Source organism: Arthrobacter sp. AB6, from assembly GCF_031844545.1.
Classification (GTDB): Bacteria; Actinomycetota; Actinomycetes; order Actinomycetales; family Micrococcaceae; genus Arthrobacter.
This window is the reverse complement of sequence record NZ_JAUZVL010000053.1, coordinates 1-1,352: the sequence shown is the minus strand read 5'-3', so window position 1 is coordinate 1,352 and position 1,352 is coordinate 1. Positions and strand designations below refer to the sequence as shown.

Below are 1,352 nucleotides of genomic sequence, written 5' to 3'. Positions count from 1 at the left end.
GGGTCTGTCAATTATTCGGTGTAACTGGGGTTGTCTTTTCTAGCTCCTGCCGGCGGACAGGCGTCCGTCAAAGGTGATCTCGAAGGCGTTGAGTGCGGCCTTCCAGCGGTTGCTCCAACGTTTACGGCCCTTGCCGGTGGGGTCCAGGCTCATGATTGCCAGGTAGACGCACTTCAGCGCGGACTGCTCGGTCGGAAAGTGGCCGCGGGCGTTCACCGCTCGGCGGATCCGGGCGTTGATGCTCTCGATCGCATTCGTCGTGCAGATCACTGTCCGGATCTCGTTGTCGAACTGCAGGAACGGCACGAACTCCGCCCACGCGTTGGTCCAGAGCCCGATGATGGCTGGATACCGCTTCTCCCACTTGCCCGAGAACTCCGCGAACCGGTCCAGCGCCGCCGCCTCGCTCGGGGCGGTGTAGACAGGTTTGAGGTCCTTAGCGATCTGCGACCAGTCCTTCTTCGAGGCATAGCGGAAGCTGTTGCGCAGCAGGTGCACGATGCACGTCTGGACCACCGTCTGCGGCCACACCGCCGCAACCGCATCCGGAAGCCCCTTCAGCCCGTCGCAGACCAAAATGCAGCAGTCGGCCACGCCTCGGTTCTTGATCTCGGTCAGCACCCGCAGCCAGTACTTCGCGCCCTCGCCGTCGCCGTGCTCGCCGGCCCACAGCCCGAGGATCTCCCGGGTCCCGTCGACGGTCACCGCCAGGGCCACGTAGATCGGCCGGTTCGCGACCTGGCCGTCGCGGATCTTCACGTTCACACAGTCGATGAAGATCACCGGGTACACCGGATCCAGCGGCCGGTTCTGCCACTCTCCCATCCCCTCCAGCACTCGATCGGTGATCGTGGAGATGGTCTGCTTGGACACCTCCGCCCCGTATACCTCGGCCAGGTGCGCGGCGATCTCGCCATGGGTCAGGCCCTTGGCCGAGAGCGAGATGACCAGGTCATCCACCCCGGTCAGCCTGCGCTGCCGCTTGGCCACGATCCGCGGCTCGAATGACCCGTCCCGGTCCCGGGGCACCGAGATCTCCACCGGCCCGGCCTCAGTCAGCAGCGTCTTGGACCGCCGGCCGTTGCGGGAATTGCCGCCGTCACGCCCGGCCGGATCATGCTTGCCATAGCCGAGATGATCGTCCAGTTCGCCATCAAGCGCGGACTCCATGACCAGCTTGGTCAGCTTCTGCAGCAGCCCGCCCTCCCCGGCCAACTGCAGTCCCTCGGCCCGGGCACGCTCAGTCAGCTGCCGAACCAGCTCCTCATCCACCGCGTCCGTTACGGCGGCTGTCACATCTGTCACAGGTGTCTCCTCTTCATCAAGAGTTACACCGGAAAATTTACAGTCCC

Annotated in this window: 1 protein-coding gene; it reads right to left on the bottom strand. The window is 64.6% G+C overall.

The window, feature by feature from the left end; genetic code table 11:
* Positions 1 to 39: 39 nt before the first annotated feature.
* On the bottom strand, positions 40 to 1,305 hold the full coding sequence (locus tag Q9R30_RS19265) for an IS256 family transposase (protein WP_396136752.1): 1,266 nt from the start codon (positions 1,303 to 1,305) through the stop codon (positions 40 to 42).
* Positions 1,306 to 1,352 lie beyond the last annotated feature (47 nt).